Origin of the sequence: Bacillus sp. SIMBA_154, assembly GCF_046536015.1 — a bacterium.
Lineage (GTDB): Bacteria > Bacillota > Bacilli > Bacillales > Bacillaceae > Bacillus > Bacillus pumilus_P.
The window spans coordinates 93,237-109,892 of record NZ_JAWJBV010000002.1 but is presented as its reverse complement, the minus strand read 5'-3'; the positions used below and the strand labels follow the sequence as shown (position 1 = coordinate 109,892).

Below are 16,656 nucleotides of genomic sequence, written 5' to 3'. Positions count from 1 at the left end.
GTGTCAAAAGAAGTGTTGAACCAAACAAAAGAAAAAATGGAAAAAGCCGTTCAAGCATACGGACGTGAACTAGCAACTGTTCGCGCTGGTAGAGCAAATGCTTCACTACTAGATAAAGTGACAGTTGATTATTACGGTGCACAAACACCACTCAACCAAATTGCGTCAATTACAGTGCCAGAAGCACGTATGCTGATTATCACACCTTACGATAAAACAGCGATCGGTGATATCGAAAAAGCGATCCAAAAGTCTGATCTTGGCATCACGCCAACAAGTGACGGAAATGTGATCCGCATTGCGATCCCTGCGCTAACAGAAGAAAGACGTAAAGAGCTTGTGAAAGTTGTGAAAAAATACTCTGAAGAAGCAAAAGTAGCTGTTCGTAACGTTCGTCGTGATGCAAACGATGATTTGAAAAAGCTTGAGAAAAATGGGGAGATCACTGAAGATGAACTAAGATCATCTACAGAGGATGTTCAAAAATTGACAGATGAATATGTCGCTAAAATTGACGACGTGACGAAAGATAAAGAAAAAGAAATCATGGAAGTTTAAGAAAAAACTATGTACAATAGATAATAGTGAAAAGACCCTCTTCATGTTTACAGGGGGTTTTTTTGTTAATACTGTTGATGACTATATTATTAGCGGGAACGCAACCTTTTTGGGTGATGGAGGAATCTCATGCTCAATATACTCAAAAATTGGAAGAATCAGCAAACAGCAGCTTCCAACTTAGAAAGCCTGACAAAAGAAGACATATTAAATGGAGAAATTCCTGAACATATCGCCATTATCATGGATGGGAACGGAAGATGGGCGAAAAAACGCGCTCTTCCACGGGTAGCAGGACATCATGAAGGAATGAAAGTCGTCAAGCGCATGACAAAGCTTGCAAATGAGCTGAATGTCAAAGTGCTGACTTTGTATGCTTTTTCTACGGAAAATTGGAAACGTCCAAAACTAGAAGTAGACTTTTTAATGAAGCTTCCTGAAGAATTTTTAAACATCTATCTGCCTGAACTCATCGAGGAAAATGTTCGTGTGCGCTTAACAGGTGATCCAGACGGCCTCCCGCAGCATACAAAAAGAGCGGTAGAGAACGCAGTGAAGAGTACGGTGAATAATAACGGACTCGTTTTAAACTTTGCGCTCAATTATGGAGGGCGAACAGAAATCGTCTCAGCATGCAGACAAATTTCTGAAAAAGTCAAAGAAGGTAAGCTTAGAGCAGAAGACATCACAGAAGAGATGTTTTCAGCTTATTTAATGACAGAATCTCTTCAAGATCCGGATTTGCTTATTCGCACGAGTGGAGAAATTAGATTAAGCAACTTTATGCTTTGGCAAATTGCGTACAGCGAGTTTGTCTTTACGGATGTGCTTTGGCCTGACTTTTCTGATGAGCATCTTATAGGCGCTATCGGAGAGTACCAGCGTCGCGGCCGGAGGTTCGGTGGAATTTAGAGGGTGGTGCAGATGAAACAAAGAATTTTGACGGGTGTTTTGGCAGCTGCAGTGTTTTTATTTGCTGTTATTTATGGACAGATGCCTTTTACCCTGCTGATTTATTTAATGGGAAGTGTCGCTCTCTTTGAGCTTCTGAGAATGAAAAAGATTTCGATTTTCAGTTTTCCTGGTATTGTCAGCTTAATATTGCTTTGGCTTTTAATGGGCGGAGAGAATGGTTTCTTCCCGAACGTAGACGCATCAAAAATGCAGATTGCTTTATTTGCAATCTTAATACTTTTAACTTATACAGTTTTGAGCAAAAACTCTTTCACATTCGATGAGGTTGCTTTTGTTATATTAGCCACATTATATATTGGCGTCAGTTTCTATTATTTTATCCAAATTAGAGGCTTATATGGCATGAGTGCGATCTTCTTCGCAGCGGTGATTATTTGGTCCACTGACTCAGGTGCCTATTTTATTGGGAAATCTATGGGGAAACGAAAGCTTTGGCCAGAGATCAGCCCAAACAAAACAGTAGAAGGATTTATCGGTGGAATCGTCACAGCGGTCGTGTTGTCACTTGTGTTTCAGGCGGTTACAGGATTTTTGCCATCATATCTGCTTGTTATGTTTATTACGCTTTTGCTAAGTATTTTTGGACAGCTTGGCGACCTTGTGGAATCTGCTTTAAAGCGTCATTATCACGTGAAGGATTCAGGGACAATACTCCCTGGTCATGGCGGGATTTTGGACAGGTTTGACAGCTTTTTATTCGTTCTGCCGTTTTTATATTTATTGCTGGCCACATTTGCTAGCTAACCTCATAGAAACTTATTGAACGAGAGAAGGAGTGGCAATTTGAAATATATTTCGCTATTAGGCGCAACAGGATCAATTGGAGAACAAACATTAGATGTGATCAGGCAGCACCATGATAAATTTAAGCTGAAAGCCATGACGTTTGGCAGAAATGTAGATAAGGCTATTCCTATCATTGAGCGTTTTCAGCCTGAATTCGTCGGGTGTTTAGACGAAGAGACCTATCGCACGCTAAAAAGTCATTCATTTGAATACGATGTCAAGATGGCTGCAGGTGATGAAGCCAACATCGAGGCAGCGACCTATGATGCAGTGGACGTTGTGGTCAATGCACTTGTAGGAAGTGTTGGGCTTGTTCCAACATTAAAGGCCATTGAACAAAAAAAGACGATTGCACTCGCAAATAAGGAAACACTTGTGACAGCTGGTCATATAGTAAAAGAGTACGCCAAAAAATATGATGTACCTTTACTTCCTGTCGATAGTGAGCACTCCGCTATTTTCCAATGCCTGCAAGGTGAACAAGCTAAAAACATTGAACGTTTAATCGTGACAGCTTCAGGTGGTAGTTTCCGAGACAAAAAGCGAACTGAACTTGAAGGTGTTACGGTTGAAGAAGCGCTGAATCATCCGAACTGGTCAATGGGAGCAAAAATTACAATTGATTCAGCGACCATGATGAATAAAGGGCTCGAGGTGATCGAAGCGCATTGGTTGTTTGACATACCATATGATCAAATTGATGTGCTGTTACATAAAGAGAGCATTATCCATTCGATGGTAGAATTTCACGACAAAAGCGTCATGGCTCAATTAGGTACACCTGACATGAGAGTGCCCATTCAATATGCACTCACTTATCCTGACAGGGCGCCATTAAAAGAAGCGAAATCATTGAACCTTTGGGAGATTGGACAACTAAATTTCCAAAAAGCGGATTTTGACAGGTATCGCTGCTTACATTTTGCTTATGAATCAGGTAAAATAGGAGGGACAATGCCTGCTGTGCTCAATGCAGCAAATGAAATTGCAGTGGATGCATTTCTAAAAGGCAAAGTGACGTTCCTGCAAATTGAAGAATTGATTGAAAAGGCACTAATTAGACATCATGTGATTTCAAAGCCTAGTTTGCAAGATATCCATGAAGTGGACAAAGATACACGAAACTTTGTTCAATCAATCCTCACATAAGGTGGTATGTTCGTGAATACAGTGATTGCGTTTATTATTATTTTTGGAACGCTCGTTTTTTTCCACGAGCTTGGCCATTTAATTATGGCGCAGCGCGCGGGTATTTTATGCCGCGAGTTCGCAATTGGTTTTGGGCCGAAGATTTTCTCCTTTAAACGAAAAGAAACCGTTTATACCATTAGACTTCTACCTATCGGTGGATTTGTCAAAATGGCAGGGGAGGACCCTGAAGTCATTGAAATTAAACCAGGTCATACAGTGGGACTCTTATTCAATGAGCAAAATGAAGTAGAAAAAATCATTTTAAATGATAAAGAGAAATATCCTGATGCACTTGTCATCGAGGTCGAGCAGATTGATTTAGATCATGCCATGAGAATCTCAGGATATGAAGCTGGAAATGAAGATATTCTGACTGGCTACAATGTGAGTCAAACAAGTTTCTATATCGCAGATGGTGAAGAAATTCAAATCGCACCATACAATCGTCAATTTGGTTCGAAATCGGTATGGCAGCGTATTAAAGCCATCGCAGCTGGTCCGATCATGAACTTTATCCTGGCATATGTGATTTTAGTGGCTTTAGGTTTTATTCAAGGTGTAACTGTAGATGATCCTGTGCTCGGTAAGCTCACGAAAGATGGCCGAGCGGCGCAAGCTGGTCTCATGCAGGGGGATGAAATCGTTTCGATTAACGGGGATAAAATGAATTCTTGGACAGACGTGGTTCAAACGGTTCAAAAAAACCCCGAGAAAAAAATGAATGTCGTCATTGACCGAGACGGCAAAGAAAGCAACGTGCAGGTTGTACCAGAAGCTGTGAAAGCAGACGGGAAAAACATTGGCCGTTTTGGGTCATACCCGCCAACGGAAAATGGATTTTTAAAAGTCATTTCATCTTCGGGAACGACTGTGATATCAACGGCAGGTCTGATCTTAACGAACTTGCAAAAAATTGTCACAGGACAATTTTCACTAGATATGCTGGCAGGTCCTGTCGGGATCTATGACATGACAGGAGAAGTAGCCAAACAAGGTGTGTTAACATTAATGCAGTTTGCGGCGTTCCTCAGCATCAACTTAGGAATCGTCAATTTATTACCGATTCCTGCATTAGACGGAGGACGTTTACTTTTCTTATTTGTTGAAGCCATTCGCGGTAAACCAATTAATCGTGAGAAAGAAGCACTTGTTGTCTTCATCGGTGTTGCTTTCCTCATGCTGTTAATGCTAGTGGTTACGTGGAACGACATCCAGCGATTATTTTTATAAAAACCAATGTCTCTTGTTTCTCATCTTGGGAAACAAGAGTTTTTGTGAGAAGTCCTATTTCATAAATGAGGTGTAACGACATGAGACAATCCCTGACTTTCATTCCAACTCTTCGAGAGGTGCCGGCAGATGCTGAGGCAAAAAGTCATCAGCTATTAGTAAGAGCTGGATTCATTAGACAAAATACAAGTGGAATCTATCACTACCTGCCGCTGGCTCATAAAGTGATCCAGCATATTCAATCCATTGTTCGCAAGGAAATGGAAAAGGCAGGAGCAGCTGAGCTGTTAATGCCAGTGCTGCAGCAAGCAGAAATGTGGCAAGAGTCAGGAAGATGGTATACATACGGTCCAGAACTCATGCGTATGAAAGATCGTCATGGCCGCGAGTTCGCGCTTGGTCCAACGCACGAAGAAGTGATCACATCACTAGTACGCAGTGAAGTGAAATCGTATAAGAAGCTTCCTTTGACACTTTATCAAATTCAATCAAAATTCCGCGATGAACAAAGACCTCGTTTTGGACTGCTGCGCGGACGTGAATTTATTATGAAGGATGCTTACTCATTCCACTCTTCACCAGAAAGTCTTGATGACACATACAACAAAATGTTTACGGCTTACTCTAATGTGTTCGCCAAAGTGGGTCTTAATTTTAGACCAGTCATTGCAGATTCTGGTGCAATGGGAGGAAAAGATACGCATGAGTTCATGGCGCTGTCAGAAGTAGGAGAAGATACAATCGCTTATTCTGATACTTCTTCTTATGCAGCGAACATTGAAATGGCTGAGGCTGTGTATCAAGGAGAAGAAGCAAATCCTGCGGACTTTAAAGAACTTGAAAAAATACACACGCCGCAAGTAAAAACGATTCAAGACGTGGCTGCATTTTTAGAAGTAGCTCCATCGGCATGTATCAAGTCTGTTTTGTTTAAAGCGGATGATGCGTATGTTCTTGTCCTCACTAGAGGTGATCACGAAGTAAATGATGTGAAAGTAAAGAACTTGGTTGGAGCACAGCTTGTAGAGCTTGCTTCACGCGAAGAAGTGCTAGAAGTCATTGGAACAGAGCCTGGATTTGTTGGACCTGTTAAGCTAGAAGCAGAAGTAGCTATTTATGCAGACCTCGCTGTAAAAGGAATGACAAATGCAGTTGCAGGTGCAAACGAATCTGATTATCACTATGTCAATGTCAACGCTGCACGTGATGTATCAGTGAAAGAGTTTACAGATCTTCGCTTGATTCAAGAAGGAGACGCCTCTCCAGACGGAGAAGGCACAATCCAGTTTGCAAAAGGAATTGAAGTAGGACAAGTCTTTAAGCTGGGCACACGTTATTCTGAGGCCATGGATGCAACGTATCTCGATGAAAATGGACGCGCGCAGCCAATGATCATGGGCTGCTATGGCATCGGTATCTCTAGAACCCTTTCAGCTATTGTTGAACAGCATCATGATGATAAAGGCATTATCTGGCCGGAAACCGTTGCGCCATATGACCTTCATCTCCTTGCCTTAAACATGAAAAATGAAGCACAAAAAGAACTGGCTGAAACGTTATACGAGCGCTTAGAAGATGAGGGCTTTGACGTACTTTTTGATGACCGCCAGGAGCGAGCAGGAGTGAAATTTGCAGACAGTGACTTAATTGGCCTGCCAGTTCGCATTAGCTGCGGGAAACGTTCAGAAGAAGGTATTGTAGAAGTGAAGTTTAGAAAATCAGGTGAATCACATGAAGTATCTGTTGATGAACTGATTTCATTTATACGCCAAGCATAAAACGAACAAAAAAATGAAGGTACCTCCTGTAGAAAAGAGGTACCTTTCTGATTTACAAAAGGAGGGTCCTGTCTTGGATGAACAATTACCGATCACCCGGCGGCAATTTCATATATTACTCAATCAGATTCAAATGACAGATGATGACCTCAGTCGTTACTTTGAAGAAGGTGAAATCGTCAAATTGACGGTGCATAAGGCGACGAAAACGTGGCATTTCCTTTTTAAATTTAAGGCACTTCTGCCTTACAAGGTATATGCAATGTTTCTGAGCAGGCTGACAAATGCATTTTCTCATATTGCACAAGTCACTTGTACGATTGAAGTCAATGATCCGCACATATCTGAGGAGCTTGTGCAATCGTATTGGTCACATTGTGTGGAAGAGCTTCAAGGAATTTCTCCCCCAATCATCAGCTTGCTTCAGCAGCAAAAACCGGCGCTGTCTGGGCATAAAATCATCATCAAAACGAAAAGCGAAACAGAGGCTTTGGCCATCAAAAAGAAGTACAGCCCAATGCTCCAGGCTGCATTGAAACAAGTTGGTTTTCCAGAGCTGCAATTTGATACAGAAATTTTTGTATCAGATCAAGAGATTCAGAAGTTCAGAGAACAAAAGCTTGCTGAAGACCAAGAAAGAGCGATGCAAGCCCTCACTGAGATGGAGAAGAAAGAAAGTGAGGATCAGGAGGAAGCGCCATCAGGCCCTCTGATGATTGGATATCAAATCAAAGACAATGAAGAAATTCGTACGCTAGATAGTATTATGGACGAGGAAAGAAGAATCACCGTCCAAGGCTACGTGTTTGATGCAGAAACGCGCGAGCTGAAAAGCGGCAGAACGCTTTGTATCTTTAAGATCACGGATTATACAAACAGTATTTTGATCAAAATGTTTGCGAGAGAAAAAGAAGATGCCCAGCTCATGAAATCCTTGAAAAAAGGGATGTGGGTGAAAGCAAGAGGAAGCATTCAAAACGATACGTTTGTCAGAGATCTTGTCATGATCGCCAATGATGTCAATGAAATGAAACCTCAGCTCAAAGAAGATACAGCACCTGAGGGTGAAAAGCGTGTTGAGCTTCATTTGCATTCCCCAATGAGTCAAATGGATGCTGTCACCGGCATCGGCAAGCTTGTTGAACAAGCAAAAAAATGGGGGCATGAAGCGATTGCTCTTACAGATCATGCCGTTGTGCAATCCTTTCCAGATGCGTATGCAGCAAGTAAAAAGCATGGCATCAAAATGATGTACGGTGTGGAAATCAACTTAGTCGATGATGGGGTGCCGATTGCATATAATCCAGAGCACCGCTTGTTAGAGGATGCGACGTTTGTCGTATTTGACGTAGAGACAACCGGGCTTTCTGCTGTTTATGATACGATCATTGAGCTTGCAGCAGTGAAAATAAAAGGCGGGGAAATCATTGACCGCTTTGAGGCATTTGCAAATCCTCATCACCCGTTATCAGCAACGACCATTGAGTTAACTGGTATTACCGATGATATGGTCAGAGATGCACCAGATGTCGTTGATGTTGTTCGGGATTTCAAAGAGTGGATTGGACAAGACATCCTTGTTGCGCACAATGCGAGCTTTGATATGGGCTTTTTAAATGCAGCGTATAAACGTCTGTTAAAAACAGATAAAGCATCAAATCCTGTCATTGATACACTTGAACTTGGCCGATTCCTTTACCCGGAATTTAAAAATCACCGGCTGAACACACTTTGTAAAAAGTTTGATATTGAACTCACGCAGCATCACCGCGCCATTTATGACGCAGAAGCGACAGGCTACCTGATGCTGAAGATGCTAAAAGATGCGGCTGAAAAAGAGATTGCCTACCATGATCAACTGAATGAAAACATGGGTCAGTCCAATGCTTACCAGCGCTCACGTCCTTACCATGCGACAGTGATTGCGAAAAATGAGACGGGACTCAAGAATTTATTCAAGCTTGTTTCACTTTCTCATATTCATTATTTCTACCGGGTGCCTCGCATTCCGCGCTCACAGCTTGAGAAATATCGAGAAGGTTTGATTGTTGGGTCGGCTTGTGATAAGGGTGAGGTTTTTGAAGGAATGATGCAAAAGTCGCCTGATGAGGTGGAAGACATTGCAGCATTTTATGACTATTTAGAGGTTCATCCGCCAGAAGTGTATCAGCACCTGCTACAGCTAGAGCTTGTTCGAGATGAACGTGCATTAAAAGAAATTATCACAAATATTGTGAAGCTTGGTGAAAAGCTGAATAAACCGGTCGTGGCGACTGGGAACGTGCACTACCTGCATCCAGAGGACAAAATTTATCGTAAAATCTTAATTTCATCACAGGGTGGTGCCAATCCACTTAACCGTCATGAACTGCCAAAAGTGCATTTTAGAACGACAGATGAAATGCTTGAAGCGTTCTCCTTCTTAGGAGACGAGAAAGCAAAGGAGATCGTCGTGACGAATACGAAAAAGGTATCTGAGATGGTCGAAAGCATTAAACCAATCAAAGATGATCTTTATACACCAAAAATTGAAGGTGCAGATGAAGAAATACGGGAAATGAGCTATCAAATGGCACGCAGCATCTACGGAGATGAATTACCGAAAATCGTAGAAAACCGTATTGAGAAGGAATTAAAAAGTATTATTGGTCATGGCTTCGCCGTCATTTATTTAATCTCTCATAAGCTCGTTAAGAAATCACTAGATGATGGATATCTTGTTGGTTCAAGGGGATCTGTCGGATCATCCCTTGTGGCGACATTAACAGAGATTACAGAAGTGAACCCACTTGCACCGCATTATGTATGCCCAAGCTGTAAGCACTCTGAGTTCTTTAATGACGGATCTGTTGGTTCAGGCTTTGACCTTCCTGATAAAGACTGTCCAGAATGTGGTGCGCCGTATAAAAAAGACGGACATGATATTCCGTTTGAAACGTTCTTAGGTTTTAAAGGAGATAAAGTGCCTGATATCGACTTGAACTTCTCAGGAGAATATCAGCCGCTCGCACATAACTATACAAAAGAGCTGTTCGGTGAAGAATATGTATACCGCGCAGGCACAATCGGTACCGTTGCAGAAAAAACGGCATATGGATACGTGAAAGGCTATGCAGGTGATCATAATCTTCATATGAGAGGCGCAGAAATCGACCGGCTCGTGCAAGGATGTACAGGGGTAAAACGGACAACGGGCCAGCATCCAGGTGGTATTATCGTTGTGCCGGATTATATGGACATTTACGATTTCTCCCCAATTCAATATCCAGCGGATGCGACAGGAGCCGATTGGAAAACGACGCATTTTGATTTCCATTCGATCCATGATAACTTGCTGAAGCTAGATATACTTGGACACGATGATCCAACGGTCATTCGTATGCTTCAGGACTTAAGCGGAATCGATCCAAAAACCATTCCAACAGATGACCCTGAAGTCATGAAAATCTTCCAAGGGACAGAGCCTCTTGGTGTCACAGAAGAGCAAATTGGCTGTAAAACAGGAACACTTGGCATCCCAGAGTTTGGGACAAGATTTGTTCGGCAAATGCTTGAGGATACAAAGCCAACTACCTTCTCAGAGCTCGTTCAGATCTCGGGTTTATCACACGGTACAGATGTATGGCTCGGGAATGCGCAAGAGCTTATACACAATAAAACGTGTGAACTAAGCGAAGTGATTGGCTGTCGTGACGATATTATGGTCTATCTCATCTATCAAGGACTAGAACCGTCACTTGCCTTTAAAATCATGGAATCAGTTCGTAAAGGAAAGGGACTTCCTCCTGAATGGGAAGAAGAAATGAAGAATAATAACGTACCAAACTGGTATATTGATTCTTGTAAAAAGATCAAATACATGTTCCCTAAAGCCCACGCGGCTGCTTATGTATTAATGGCTGTTCGGATAGCTTACTTCAAGGTGCATCATGCACTTCTGTACTACGCGGCATACTTTACCGTTCGTGCGGATGACTTTGATATCGAAACCATGACAAAAGGATCGAATGCGATTCGAGCTGTCATGGACGATATTAACTCAAAAGGTCTAGATGCATCACCGAAAGAGAAAAACCTATTAACTGTACTAGAGCTTGCACTTGAAATGTGCGAAAGAGGCTACCATTTTAAAAAAGTCGACCTATACCGCTCAAGTGCAACAGAATTTATCATAGATGGAGATGGGTTAATTCCGCCATTCAACTCGATCCCTGGGCTCGGAACGAACGTTGCGCTAAATATTGTACGCGCACGTCAAGATGGTGAATTCCTTTCAAAAGAAGATCTACAAAAACGAGGGAAAGTCTCTAAGACCATTCTTGAATATTTGGATCGTCAAGGCTGCTTAGAATCACTGCCTGATCAAAACCAGCTTTCTTTGTTTTAATGTGATAAATGAAGAGCGCCCTAAAAGGGGCGTTCTTTTTAATGTAGACGATAATTTTATTATGTTAACTAACAAACATTTTTCACCAATTGGAATTATTTTCTTAATCGTTCATATATCTTGATTTAACGTGATGTTTTAAGAGAAGCGGTTGTGTGTCATTCTTTCTACCCAAATAGAGCAAAAAAGAGAATTTCGCCGTCTGAAATGTTCTCATCCGACATATGATCATTCTGGGTACAGTCACAAGGAGAATCAGAGAAAACCTTCGATGAGCGTAAAGCTGATTGCTGTTTACTATGCTTATTTTTGAAACATGTTTGATTCTTTTCAAAACTGTACAGATCACGCACCAAATAAAAAGGAGGTGGTTCGTCTATTGATCAATGTTTCACGTTGCACGAAAAAGAAGGGGTGAACAGTAGGGAAATGTCATCTTATAACTATGTAGAGGTTCTTCAAAAATCAATTTTGTTCTACGAGGCGCAGAGGTCTGGAAGGCTTCCTAATAACAACCGTCTCAACTGGCGGGGTGATTCTGGACTAGAGGATGGGAAGGATGTGGGCCATGACTTAACAGGCGGCTGGTATGACGCAGGTGACCATGTGAAATTTGGACTTCCGATGGCTTACTCTGCAGCCGTGCTTGCATGGACAGTATATGAATACCGAGAAGCTTATGAAGAGGCAGACTTGCTGGATGATATGTTAGATCAAATCAAGTGGGCAACCGATTATTTTTTGAAAGCACATACAGGTCCGAACGAATTTTGGGCGCAAGTAGGTGATGGGAACGCTGATCATGGCTGGTGGGGACCAGCAGAAGTGATGCCAATGAGCCGGCCAGCTTTTAAAATTGATGAACACTGTCCAGGGACAGAAGTAGCTGCACAAACTGCGGCAGCTTTAGCAGCAGGTTCTATCATTTTTAAAGAGACTGATGCGTCATATGCAGCAAAGCTTCTCACACATGCAAAACAGCTTTATGCATTTGCTGATCAATATCGCGGCGAGTATACAGATTGTGTCACCAATGCTCAGCCGTTTTACAACTCATGGAGCGGCTATATTGACGAGCTCATTTGGGGAGGAATATGGCTGTACTTGGCGACAAATGAACAGTCATATTTAGATCAAGCGTTAAAGGCGGTAGAAGAATGGCCGAAAGATTGGGATTATACGTTTACCATGTCGTGGGACAATACTTTTTTTGCTTCACAAATCTTACTCGCAAGAATCACGAAGGAGAAAAGATTTATAGAATCGACAGAGCGTAATCTCGATTACTGGACCACAGGTCTTGTTCAAAATGGAAAAGTAGAAAGAATCACTTATACGCCTGGCGGTTTGGCGTGGCTGGATCAATGGGGGTCACTTCGTTATACAGCAAATGCAGCATTTTTAGCCTTTGTATACGCTGATTGGGTTTCTGATCAAGAAAAAAAGAATCGATACGAAACGTTTGCTATCAAGCAAACACACTATATGCTAGGTGATAATCCGCTAAATAGAAGCTATGTCGTTGGGTTTGGTCAAAACCCGCCGATGCATCCACATCACCGAACTGCACATGGCTCATGGTCTAACCAGCTGACAAATCCTCCATATCATCGGCACACTCTTTATGGAGCGCTTGTTGGGGGCCCTAATTCACAAGATCAATATGTCGATGACATCTCTGATTATGTATCAAACGAGGTAGCGACTGACTATAATGCCGCCTTTACTGGAAATATAGCCAAACTGGTGCAGCTGTTTGGTAAGGGACAATCCAAGCTACCAAATTTTCCGCCTAAAGAAAAGGTGGAGGATGAGTTTTTTGTGGAGGCAGCTGTGATGAATAACGATACAACATCTACTCAGATAAAAGCGATTTTATACAATCGATCAGGCTGGCCGGCAAGAAGCAGTCAAACACTTTCTTTTAGATATTACGTCAATCTTAGCGAGGTTTTTACAAAGGGATTCACTGAAAGAGATATTCAAGTGACGTCAGCCTACAATGAAGGCGCTTCCCTATCTCCGTTAACGGTATATGACGCATCATCCCATGTATATTTTACAGAAATCGATTTTACTGGCGTAGCTATTTTTCCTGGAGGAGAATCACTGCATAAGAAGGAAATACAATTTCGATTATCTGCGCCAAATGGTGCGAATATATGGGATGCCTCAAATGATTATTCCTTTCAAGGGTTAACATCCAGTATGCAAAAAACAGCGAGGATTCCCGTCTTTGACAATGGTGCTTTAGTATTTGGCACGCTTCCAGACAAATAAAAATCAACTATATCAATTTAAAGGGTGAGGGACATGACAAACAAAGAACGGTTTTTAACGCTTTATCATCAATTGAAAAATGATGCGAATGGATATTTTTCACCAGAGGGTATTCCGTATCACTCAATCGAGACGCTCATTTGTGAGGCTCCTGATTATGGGCATATGACGACTTCAGAGGCATATAGCTACTGGCTATGGCTTGAAGTTTTATATGGACATTACACAGGAGATTGGAGCAAGCTAGAAGCTGCTTGGGACAATATGGAGAAATTCATCATCCCAGTAAATGAAGACGGAAATGACGAACAGCCACATATGAGCTCTTACAATCCGTCAAGTCCAGCGACATATGCTTCAGAAAAGCCATATCCAGATCAATATCCAAGCCAGCTGAGCGGCGCTCGTCCTGCTGGTCAAGATCCGCTTGATAGCGAACTGAAATCAACGTATGGGACAAATGAAACGTATTTAATGCACTGGCTCCTTGATGTAGACAATTGGTATAGCTATGGAAATTTACTCAATCCATCACATACAGCCGCATATGTAAACACATTTCAGCGTGGTCCGCAGGAATCAGTATGGGAGGCCATCCCTCATCCATCACAAGATGATAAAACATTGGGAAAGCCGAATGAAGGTTTCATGAGCTTGTTCACAAAAGAAAATCAAGCGCCAGCTGACCAGTGGCGCTATACAAATGCGACGGACGCTGATGCGCGTGCTGTACAGGCGATGTATTGGGCAAAGGAACTTGGCTATAATCAGCCAACCTACCTTGATAAAGCAAAAAAAATGGGTGATTTTCTCCGTTACGGTATGTACGATAAATATTTTCAAACAATTGGAAGTGGAAAGCAGGGCAATCCGTCTCCTGGGAATGGAAAGAGTGCCTGTCATCACTTAATGGCATGGTATACCTCTTGGGGCGGGGGACTTGGAGATTATGCAAATTGGTCATGGCGTATTGGTGCGAGCCATTGTCACCAAGGGTATCAAAACCCCGTCGCTGCTTATGCTTTATCCTCAGATAAAGGAGGCTTAAAGCCATCGTCAGCTACGGGTGCAAGCGATTGGGAGAAAACGTTAAAGAGACAGCTTGAATTTTACGTATGGCTTCAATCAAAAGAAGGAGCGATTGCAGGAGGCGCAACAAACAGTTGGAATGGAGACTATAGTGCTTATCCTGCAGGAAGAAGCACATTTTACGATATGGCATATGAAGATGCGCCTGTTTACCATGATCCTCCGTCTAATAACTGGTTTGGGATGCAGGCATGGCCGATCGAGCGCGTAGCAGAGCTTTATTACATTTTTGCGAAAGATGGAGACAAAACATCTGAAAATTTTCAAATGGCCAAATCTGTCATGACAAAATGGATCAACTATTCATTAGATTATATTTTTATTGGCACACGTCCTGTGACGGACCAAGAAGGGTATTTTTTAGATGGTCAAGGACAAAGAATTCTAGGGGGGACGGATGTTGCTGTTGCGACAACGAGTGCACCTGGAGAGTTTTGGCTTCCTGGAAATATAGCTTGGAGCGGACAGCCTGATACTTGGAATGGGTTCCAGTCTGCGACAGGAAATCCAAACTTAACAGCTGTAACAAAAGATCCAACTCAAGATACTGGCGTCCTAGGGAGTCTGGTCAAAGCCTTAACATTCTTTGCGGCTGCCACAAAGAAAGAGACAGGAAACTATACAGCCCTTGGCATAAGAGCAAAAGATATAGCTGCACAGCTCCTTGATGTTGCATGGAATTACAATGATGGCATTGGAATTGTCACAGAGGAAGAAAGAGAAGACTACTATCGCTTCTTTAAAAAAGAAGTATATTTCCCAAATGGGTGGAACGGAACATTTGGTCAAGGGAATCAAATCCCTGGTGCCAACACCACCCCGTCTGATCCACAGCGGGGAGGTAATGGAGTCTATACGAGTTTTGCAGATCTTCGTCCGAAAATAAAACAAGATCCAGCATGGTCTGCACTTGAGAGTAAGTATCAAGCATCGTTTAATGAAGCAACAGGCAAATGGGAAGATGGAGCGCCTGTTTTCACTTATCACCGCTTCTGGTCGCAAGTTGATATGGCTACTGCCTATGCTGAATATCATCGTCTCATCAACTAATAGGGTCAAAATCAAGCTGCCGGCTTCTATTGGCCGGCAGTCTAATAGGAAATAATAAATCCACTGAAAGTAAGGGTGATTACAACATGGTCAAAGAAAGAAGCTTTATTCATCATTCATTAAACAGGGATGAAAATGGGCAAAAAAATCAAATGTGGAAAAAAGAGGCGAATGATCGAATCTCAGAGCATAGACAAAGAGAGCTTGTTATAAACGTCATAAATGGTGAAAAAAAGCCAGTAGCAGGTATAGAGGTTGAAGTGAAACAAATTAGGCATGAATTCGCATTTGGTTCAGCAATGAATGACCAAGTGTTATTTAATCAACAATATGCTGATTTTTTCGTGAAGCATTTTAATTGGGCTGTTTTTGAAAATGAGGCAAAGTGGTATGCGAATGAGCCAGAAAGAGGGAAAATCACCTACGAAAAAGCAGATGCCATGCTGAACTTTGCAGATAGACATCAACTTCCAGTGAGAGGGCATGCTTTGTTTTGGGAAGTAGAGGATGCGAATCCAAGCTGGCTGAGGTCACTGCCGAATCATGAGGTGTATGATGCCATGAAAAGGCGGCTTGAGCATGCGGGCAATCATTTTAAGGGAAGATTCCGTCATTGGGATGTAAACAATGAAATGATGCATGGTTCATTTTTTAAAGATCGCTTCGGGAAAAATATTTGGAAGTGGATGTATGAAGAAACGAAAAAAATTGACCCTCAAGCGCTGCTGTTTGTGAATGATTATAATGTGATCTCATATGGCGAGCATCATGCTTATAAAGCGCATATCAATGAACTTCGTCAGTTAGGGGCGCCAGTTGAGGCAATTGGTGTACAGGGACACTTTGAAGATCGGGTGGATCCAGTCATTGTAAAAGAAAGACTCGATGTACTAGCTGAGCTTGGTCTCCCCATTTGGGTCACAGAGTACGACTCTGTTCATCCAGATGCTAATAGAAGAGCGGATAACCTAGAGGCTTTATATCGCGTTGCTTTCAGTCATCCGGCGGTAAAAGGTGTGCTGATGTGGGGATTTTGGGCAGGTGCCCACTGGCGAGGTGAGCACGCAGCCATCGTTAATTATGATTGGTCTTTAAATGAAGCAGGAAAACGTTATGAAAAGCTTCTAAAGGAGTGGACAACACAAAGAGTTGAAAAAACAGATGCTAGCGGGAAAGTGGCATGTCCAGCGTTTCACGGAACATATGAGGTTCGAATTGGCCAAGAAAGTAGGGTGTTAAAGCAGCAGACGATTGAACTTGATTCAAATGAACAAACGCCGCTTCAACTAGATGTTATCGTTCCTGCAGAATGATAGATTGTGAGGAGAATTT

10 protein-coding genes are annotated in these 16,656 nt (G+C 42.2%); all 10 read left to right on the top strand.

Going from position 1 to position 16,656, the window contains the following annotated elements:
• The 10 genes from frr to R0K30_RS03910 all read left to right on the top strand — a co-directional run bounded on the left by frr (nt 1) and on the right by R0K30_RS03910 (nt 16,637).
• Complete coding sequence (gene frr, locus R0K30_RS03955) at nt 1–558, top strand: ribosome recycling factor (RefSeq protein ID WP_024424150.1); 558 nt, start codon at nt 1–3, stop codon at nt 556–558.
• 129 nt (nt 559–687) lie between these two features.
• Nucleotides 688–1,470 carry an undecaprenyl pyrophosphate synthase gene (uppS, locus tag R0K30_RS03950; RefSeq protein ID WP_099725843.1) on the top strand — a complete coding sequence of 261 codons (783 nt, stop codon included), beginning with the start codon at nt 688–690 and terminating at the stop codon, nt 1,468–1,470.
• A 12-nt stretch (nt 1,471–1,482) separates the two neighbouring features.
• Nucleotides 1,483–2,277, top strand: coding sequence for a phosphatidate cytidylyltransferase (locus tag R0K30_RS03945; protein ID WP_099725842.1), 795 nt, complete (start codon nt 1,483–1,485; stop codon nt 2,275–2,277).
• 39 nt (nt 2,278–2,316) lie between these two features.
• On the top strand, nt 2,317–3,468 hold the full coding sequence (dxr, locus tag R0K30_RS03940; protein WP_099725841.1) for a 1-deoxy-D-xylulose-5-phosphate reductoisomerase: 1,152 nt from the start codon (nt 2,317–2,319) through the stop codon (nt 3,466–3,468).
• A 6-nt stretch (nt 3,469–3,474) separates the two neighbouring features.
• Nucleotides 3,475–4,740 carry an RIP metalloprotease RseP gene (gene rseP / locus R0K30_RS03935; RefSeq protein WP_099725840.1) on the top strand — a complete coding sequence of 422 codons (1,266 nt, stop codon included), beginning with the start codon at nt 3,475–3,477 and terminating at the stop codon, nt 4,738–4,740.
• 80 nt (nt 4,741–4,820) lie between these two features.
• Nucleotides 4,821–6,518 carry a proline--tRNA ligase gene (locus R0K30_RS03930; protein WP_256499563.1) on the top strand — a complete coding sequence of 566 codons (1,698 nt, stop codon included), beginning with the start codon at nt 4,821–4,823 and terminating at the stop codon, nt 6,516–6,518.
• A 73-nt stretch (nt 6,519–6,591) separates the two neighbouring features.
• A complete protein-coding gene (locus R0K30_RS03925; RefSeq protein WP_410609291.1) occupies nt 6,592–10,905 on the top strand; it encodes a PolC-type DNA polymerase III in 4,314 nt (1,437 codons plus the stop codon).
• Nucleotides 10,906–11,334: 429 nt separating this feature from the next.
• Nucleotides 11,335–13,185 carry a glycoside hydrolase family 9 protein gene (locus R0K30_RS03920; RefSeq protein ID WP_410609289.1) on the top strand — a complete coding sequence of 617 codons (1,851 nt, stop codon included), beginning with the start codon at nt 11,335–11,337 and terminating at the stop codon, nt 13,183–13,185.
• A gap of 33 nt (nt 13,186–13,218) precedes the next feature.
• Complete coding sequence (locus R0K30_RS03915) at nt 13,219–15,324, top strand: glycoside hydrolase family 48 protein (RefSeq protein WP_410609287.1); 2,106 nt, start codon at nt 13,219–13,221, stop codon at nt 15,322–15,324.
• 86 nt (nt 15,325–15,410) lie between these two features.
• Complete coding sequence (locus tag R0K30_RS03910) at nt 15,411–16,637, top strand: endo-1,4-beta-xylanase (protein ID WP_410609285.1); 1,227 nt, start codon at nt 15,411–15,413, stop codon at nt 16,635–16,637.
• Nucleotides 16,638–16,656: the final 19 nt, after the last annotated feature.